General features: G+C 31.7%; 7 protein-coding genes. 2 read left to right on the top strand and 5 right to left on the bottom strand.

Translation table 11 applies throughout. From position 1 onward, the window contains the following. The 4 genes from B5D14_RS08210 to B5D14_RS08195 form a co-directional block, all read right to left on the bottom strand. The coding region (locus tag B5D14_RS08210) for an HTH domain-containing protein (protein ID WP_342585675.1) at nt 1-239 on the bottom strand (239 nt) is incomplete at its 3' end. 116 nt (nt 240-355) lie between these two features. Next, nucleotides 356-1,447 (bottom strand): alpha/beta hydrolase, encoded by a 1,092-nt coding sequence (locus tag B5D14_RS08205; protein WP_078712118.1) that lies wholly within the window; start codon nt 1,445-1,447, stop codon nt 356-358. A gap of 8 nt (nt 1,448-1,455) precedes the next feature. Further along, the gene (locus B5D14_RS08200) at nt 1,456-3,324 is read right to left on the bottom strand and encodes a glucose PTS transporter subunit IIA (protein WP_078712117.1); all 1,869 of its coding nucleotides are present in this window, start codon (nt 3,322-3,324) and stop codon (nt 1,456-1,458) included. Between the two features lie 27 nt (nt 3,325-3,351). Further along, on the bottom strand, nt 3,352-4,272 hold the full coding sequence (locus tag B5D14_RS08195; RefSeq protein ID WP_078712116.1) for a 1-phosphofructokinase family hexose kinase: 921 nt from the start codon (nt 4,270-4,272) through the stop codon (nt 3,352-3,354). A 203-nt stretch (nt 4,273-4,475) separates the two neighbouring features. On the opposite strand from B5D14_RS08195, the gene B5D14_RS08190 reads away from it, so the two are divergent. Together B5D14_RS08190 and rihC are read left to right on the top strand one after the other, a co-directional pair. Further along, nucleotides 4,476-5,231: a DeoR/GlpR family DNA-binding transcription regulator gene (locus B5D14_RS08190; protein ID WP_078712115.1), complete on the top strand. Its 756-nt coding sequence runs from the start codon at nt 4,476-4,478 to the stop codon at nt 5,229-5,231. An 82-nt stretch (nt 5,232-5,313) separates the two neighbouring features. Next, on the top strand, nt 5,314-6,237 hold the full coding sequence (rihC, locus tag B5D14_RS08185) for a ribonucleoside hydrolase RihC (protein WP_078712114.1): 924 nt from the start codon (nt 5,314-5,316) through the stop codon (nt 6,235-6,237). A 123-nt stretch (nt 6,238-6,360) separates the two neighbouring features. Here the strand turns inward: rihC and B5D14_RS08180 are convergent, their stop codons facing one another. After that, nucleotides 6,361-6,870, bottom strand: a complete 510-nt coding sequence (locus B5D14_RS08180; RefSeq protein WP_078712113.1) for a type III toxin-antitoxin system ToxN/AbiQ family toxin — start codon at nt 6,868-6,870, stop codon at nt 6,361-6,363. Between the last annotated feature and the right edge of the window lie 26 nt (nt 6,871-6,896).

The raw sequence follows: 6,896 nt of genomic DNA, 5'->3' as shown, positions 1-6,896 counted from the left end.
CGCATTGCTTGTTCCCGCATTCTAGTTGTCAATGAACCAACTCGCTTTGGTCCTAATATTTTGGGGCTAATTCCTAATTTGTTTAGTGCTTCTATTGGTGATGCTCCTGTATTGAGTAAACCTGTAAATTCATTCTTAAAATCATCTGTAAATCGTACATTTGCTTCACTGATTTTCTTTACATACTTGCTTTTTCTTAATTCTTCTATTTGTTCTTTACTAAAATAATTTCTTCCCATATTTTCTTTCCTCTTCTAAAGTATACTGAAACCCCGTAAGGTAGTCACTTTTTATCTAGTGTCTTCCTTACGGGGTATAGTTTATTTGTCATTTTAATAGACAAACTTTTTATTATTTACATTTGATTTATTTCTTTTGCAATTTCAATGCATAAATCCTCTGCTTGAACATAAGAGCCCAGCATATCAAGGAATCCATGATCACTTCCACAATATTGAATGGATTTAACAGGAACATTCACTGCTTTTAAACGTTGTACAAAATAATCACTGCTTACACGAAGATAATCATATTCTGCAGAAACAACTGTCATCGGAGGAAAATCCTTTAATTGATCATCACTTGCATAGATAATGGAAATGATTGGATCATCTAATTCAACTTTACCTTGAGTATAGAAATTCTCTTTACTTGATTTACCAACAGTATTTTTAATGCGATCAATTCGTGTATATGCATATTCTTTATGCTCATCAATTACTGGATAGTAGTCATATGACCAAGTGAATAATGTTTGATTTTTATAATCGGTTGAATCGCAACCTGGATAAATTTCAAATGCTCTTTTAATTATCTTTGTCGTATCACTTAGTAAGCAAGCATTTGTAAGTGCTCCTCCAGCACTATCACCTGCTAGCATGATTCTGCTTGCATCGATACCATATTCTTTGGCATGTTGTGCTACCCAATGAATTGTACCCATAGCATCATTTAATGCGCCAGGATAAGGGCATTCAGGAGCAAGGCGATATTCTGGGAATATGACAACAGCGTTGGCTTTCTCAGCAATAAGTTTCATTTGATTGCGATAGAGTTTCATATCACCAGCAATGAATCCACCACCATGAAGGTAAATTAAGGTAGGAAGTAAGGATTCATTAGAATTTAATGGTTTGTAAATGAAGATATCAATGAAATGATCCTCATCGATATGAATTAATAATTCTTCTTCAGTAATTTCTGTTTCAGTCAAATCATAAGTTATTTTATCAGGACGATAGCGTTCATTGGATATTCTAAAGCCAACTTTATTTCTTTCTGTAAATAAGGCACTTTTTTGTTTGATGACTTCTAGAATTCGACAATCTAACACATGCTTACGATCATCATCAGGCACGGGTTTAAATAAAATATCGATTCCATTTACATTTTCACTATATTCTTTTCTTTTTATTTCTTTTAATAAGTTGACATCATATTTTCGCATACATTACCTCAGATGCTAGCTACTAGCATTGCTTTTTCATTGGGATTTAACTTAATATCATGATAAGTATTGCTATTTAGTAATATTGTAATAATCGTATCATCAATATTTTTACTTTGAAATACCTCTTTATCAAATTTGGCGATTACATCACCTAGTTTTACTCTTTGACCAACAGTAACAAATGTTTCTAGACCAGTTCCTTCTAAATACACTGAATCAATTCCAATATGAACCATGACTTCATCTTGGTTATCACTTTTAATAATAATTGCATGTTTGGTATTTGAAACAACTTGAACAACACCTGCGATTGGAGCTTTAATTAACTCTGATGTAGGTTTAATTCCAAAGCACTTTCCTAATTCACCTTTTGCCATCATTGGATCATGAATACTTTCTTGAGGAATATATTCTCCTTCAGTTGGAGCTGCAATTTCAACTTTATGACTTTCCATAACATCACTTTCGTCATTATAAATGGAATCATCAAATTTAATTAACCATACGAATACAAATGAACATACTGCCATAATAGCTACGCAGATTAAAGCATTTGTAAAGTTTGCAGTGTCATTACCTGTTCCTAAATAAAGAAGGATGTTTGTGATTGAATATCCACCAAATCCATAACATTTAAGATTCATTAATCCAGCAACAAAGGCAGTAATTAATGATGTAGCAGTACTTGCGAAGAATATTTTTGGCATCTTATAAGAGATACCATAAACAGTAGGTTCTGATATACCTCCAAATAATGCAGATAGAGAAGCAGGGAAAGCAATTTGACGTAAATTAATATTCTTTGTTTTAAGACCAACAGCTAAAGCGATAAAACCTGGAGTAATTGTACAACAGAAGAACCAAATATTAATAAAATCATCATAGCCAACGGTTGCTAGGCTTGTCATAGCAATTGGTATTAACGCTAAGTGGAAACCTGGACAAAGTAGTCCAACAGTACTTGCGAAAATAATAATTGCAGGAACAGCTAACCAACTTGCATTTGTTCTTAACCAAGCAATACCACTTGCAATATAATTTGTAATAAGTCCACCCATTGGACCTGTTAATGTAATTGTAATAATTGAAATAATAAGAATTAATAAGAATGGTTTTAAGAAGTGACGAACAGTAAGTGGAATGATTTTCTTAAGAAGACGATCAATTAAGGACATAATCCAAACAGATAAGATAATTTGTAATACAGCTCCATTATAAGTTGTTAATAAAACTGGAATTCCAAAGTAGTTTGTCCAACCACCAGCACTTGCCATTTCTACCCAGCCTGGATAGAGTAACCAACAAGCAAGTAGCATTGCCAATACGGGTTCTGTATCAAATTTCTTTGCAGATGTATAGGCTACAAAAACTGGCAAGAAATAGAATACAGATTGAGCTAAATTGTTTAATAAGATATACGTTGGACTTGTAGTTGAGAGTCCAAAGAACATATTCATAACAAGCAGTAAAACAGTTAAGAATCCAGCTGCAATTAATGCAGGAATTACAGGACTCATGATGCCAGCCATCAATTGTAAGAAGTTTGTAAATGATTGAAGGATTTTGTTGGTTCCTTTTTCATTATCTTTGGCTAGAGCTTTTTTATTTGATGATAAACTTCCAACAACTTTTTCAACAGCAACAAAGAGATCTTCAATAATTGTTCCAACAATTACTTGTACTTGAGTATCTCGAATCTCTACCCCCATAACACCAGGTATACTCTTTAATGAATTTTGATTAATTTTAGTAGGGTCTTTTACAACAACTCTTAATCGTGTAGCGCAGTGATTCAGATTAGCGATGTTTTCTTTTCCCCCTAGGTTGATAATGATTTTCTCCGACATTGTTTTAAAATCTAAATTTTTACTCATTTTCTTCACCCTTTCTTTGATTTTAATTTAAATTTTTGTAACAGTTACTTTATTTAGTTGTTGCTGGATATTTTCAAAATTTATGTTTTCTAAAGTAGATGCAACGGCGATTCCGGCTGCGCCTGCCCAACGTAGTGATGTACAGATATCATTTGTGGATATCATTTTTGCTAAATAGGTAGCTAACATTGCATCACCAGATCCTACTTTATTAACAGCGTTTATTTTTTCTTGTTCCAATCGATAGAATTGATTGTTATCAAGAAGGAGGGCACCATCTTCTCCTAATGAAACGAGAACTTGTTTAACCCCTAAAGTATTTAATTTCTTCATTTCATCTTTGATATTTAGCAAGGAAATATTAGGGTTATTCATAATTAATCCAAATTCATAAAGATTAGGTTTGATTAATGTGGGTTTACACTTTTGAAGTGTATCCTTGGTTATCTTTTCCATATCAATGACTAAGTTAGCTTCCTTTGAATGAACTAATTGTGATATCTCAATGAGGAAATCTACATCAGATCCTTCAGGGAAACTCCCAGAGATGACAAACCAATCATTTTTTGTGATTTTGCTTATTTTCTTCAATAATTCATGTTTTGTATTTTCATCAATAAGGGGTCCTTTGCCATTGATGCATAAAGCTGAATGGTTGTAATGTGCTTTTAAGTTAATTCGATTTGTACCTTCTACTTCAATTGGTTCTAAATGAATATATTGATTATTTAGAAACGATTGTTTGATATATTCTCCTGTAAAGCCACCAAGTAGAGCGATGGCAATGGAAGAGACATCTAATAGAGAGAGTACAGTTGAAACATTCAAGCCTTTACCACCAGCTTTAAAATTTTCATCAATTGTTCTATTTACCTCATCAATTAGTAAATGATCTGATAATGTAACGAAGTAATCAATGGATGGATTCATTGTTAATGTATAAATCATTTAATAATTTACCTCCTTGCTATTTATGGTCTAAATATACCATTTAAGAAAGCGCATACAATCAAAATGTGATTGAAATACGCAAGTAATCAATCATATAGTTAAAAACAATCATAAATAATGATTGAATTAATCAATAGTTCGATAAAACTCAATCATTTCTTATTATGTATGCTATAGTTTAGATAAATGAGGTGAGAATCATGTCAAAACAACAACGTTGGAATAAAATAATCGATTTATGTAAATATCAAGACAACATTAATGTGGCTGAATTGGTGAGTATTTTAGGTGTATCAGAAGCAACAGTTCGAAGAGATTTATCACAAATGGAAGAGTTGAATATGATTAATCGATTCTATGGTGGAGCTAAACTAAATCAACTACAGTATGATGAGCCACCAATGTTAATCAAGACGAGTACCAACTCAAATGAAAAAAAGCTAATAGCACGATTAGCTGCAAATATGATTAAGGATAATCAAATGGTATACATTGATGCGGGAAGTACAACATATGAAATGCTAAATTACATAACTGCGAAGAACATTACAGTAACTACCATTGGTGTAGCTCATATGAATAAACTTGTACAAATGAAAATCAATACCATCGTTCTTGGTGGAAATTTGCATTGGCAAACAGAAGCAATAACAGGAAATCAAACATTGAAACAGCTTGAAGATTTATACTTTGATGTGGCTTTTATTGGAGTCAATGGTATTCATGAACAAGTAGGTTTAACTACATCAAATGAACAAGAAGCAAGTGTTAAGAAAAAAGCGATAGAACACTCTCACATCTCCTATGCTTTAGCGGATAGTTCAAAAGTAAATATACTTAATGCTGTAAAGTTTTCGGATTTAGATCAAGTCATTATCATTAGTGATGCAATTGAGAATTTTGATTTGAGTAAAATTAAATATATGCTTACATCAGAAATAAAAAATAAGATATAAATTGCAAATAATATATTTCTTCTCTGTTGATATTTATTTCTATCTAAAGCATAATTAAACTACAAATGTAGGAGAAGAAGAGATGACAAAAAGACCAATCATTATAGATACAGATCCAGGCATTGATGATGCAGTAGCGATTGCTATTGCACTATTCTCAGATGAGTTGGATGTAAAATGTATAAGTACAGTTAATGGAAATGTTGGACTTGATAAAACAACATACAATGCATTACGCTTAGTTAAGTTTTTTGGTAAAGAAAATATACCGGTAGTAGCTGGTGCAAGTAAACCCTTATTAAGATCAGTGGTCGATGCAAGTGAAGTTCATGGTAAAACAGGTATGGAAGGATTTGATTTTGAAGATCCTGATATGAGTTTATTACGCAATGAGAGTGCTATTGAGTACATGAGAAAAGTCTTAATGGAGAGTGATGAACCAGTCATTTTATTACCAATAGGTCCACTGACTAATATTGCGTTACTATTAAGTACCTATCCAGAAGTAAAATCAAAGATAAAAGAAATTGTTATGATGGGTGGTTCTACTGGTCGTGGTAATTGTGGTGTTATGTCAGAGTTCAATTTTCACGCAGATCCTGAAGCAGCAAAAATGGTATTCCATAGTGGATTAAAATTAGTGATGGTTCCTCTTGATGCAGGAATCAATGCACGAATCACAAAAGATGTAAGTGAAAAGATAAGAACAATGAATAAAACAGGTCATATGTTTTATGAACTATTTAGACGATACCGTGGTAGTTCATTTGAAACTGGATTAAAAATGTATGATAGTTATGCAATAGCATATGTTCTTCAACCAGATATCTTTGAAACAGTTGAAACATTTGTTGATATTGAAACTCAAGGTGAATATACTTCGGGTTGCAGTGTAGTTGATTTAAAAGGATACTTGAATCGAGAAGCAAATACAACAGTTGTTGTTGATGCAGATCCTGAAAAGTTTAAACAATGGTTCTTAACTAGTGTTGAGAAATGTTGTTAATTTAATAAAAAGCTGTTGCAAAATAGATGATTTATTTAGTCATATATTTCGTAACAGCTTTTTAGGTATCCAAACAGTTCAGATATTTTTTTAATTTGAACTGTTATGAATAAGAAAATCATGTTATTTTATTTCATTAATTTTGCTTAGATATTCATTCATATATTCAATACATTTTTTAAAGTTACAGGAATTAGCAACTAACATATTGTGTTTTTTATGCTTTGTATCATATCGCGCATTAAATACGTTTCTTGCACGATTTTGTATAGTTGTAATTTGCTTCATAAGTTCATTTGATTGCTTATAAAGTAAACTTTCGTATTTTCTATCATATTGTTGTTTTAATTTATCAATGGAAGTAAATAATCTTTCGTCAAATGGAATCATATTAATAAAGTACAGTCTGCCAAAATCTTCACTATTCTCTTTAACTCTAATCATTGAAAATTGATTGAAACTTGTTCGACTGGCTTCTTTAGGAGAAGATAAAGGAACTGCAAATCGATGATTATCCAATTCTATTTCAAAGAACCAATAGGGTCTTATTAATGGATCTTTGTTATCCATAACTTTGGAGTCTTTTGAACTTAAATAATCAATGTAATTTTTATCTGCTTTATATAGATGCATAACTAGCCTCCTTATGACAAGAAAAA

Origin of the sequence: Anaerorhabdus furcosa (assembly GCF_900167375.1) — a bacterium.
GTDB lineage: Bacteria > Bacillota_I > Bacilli_A > Erysipelotrichales > Erysipelotrichaceae > Anaerorhabdus > Anaerorhabdus furcosa.
This window is presented reverse-complemented; position numbering and strand designations above follow the sequence as displayed.

Coding starts and splice junctions, on each gene's coding strand:
- rihC (WP_078712114.1), top strand. CDS start 5,314: ATGACAAAAAGACCAATCATTATAGATACAGATCCAGGCATTGATGAT.
- B5D14_RS08180 (WP_078712113.1), bottom strand. CDS start 6,870: ATGCATCTATATAAAGCAGATAAAAATTACATTGATTATTTAAGTTCA.
- B5D14_RS08190 (WP_078712115.1), top strand. CDS start 4,476: ATGTCAAAACAACAACGTTGGAATAAAATAATCGATTTATGTAAATAT.
- B5D14_RS08195 (WP_078712116.1), bottom strand. CDS start 4,272: ATGATTTATACATTAACAATGAATCCATCCATTGATTACTTCGTTACA.
- B5D14_RS08200 (WP_078712117.1), bottom strand. CDS start 3,324: ATGAGTAAAAATTTAGATTTTAAAACAATGTCGGAGAAAATCATTATC.
- B5D14_RS08205 (WP_078712118.1), bottom strand. CDS start 1,447: ATGCGAAAATATGATGTCAACTTATTAAAAGAAATAAAAAGAAAAGAA.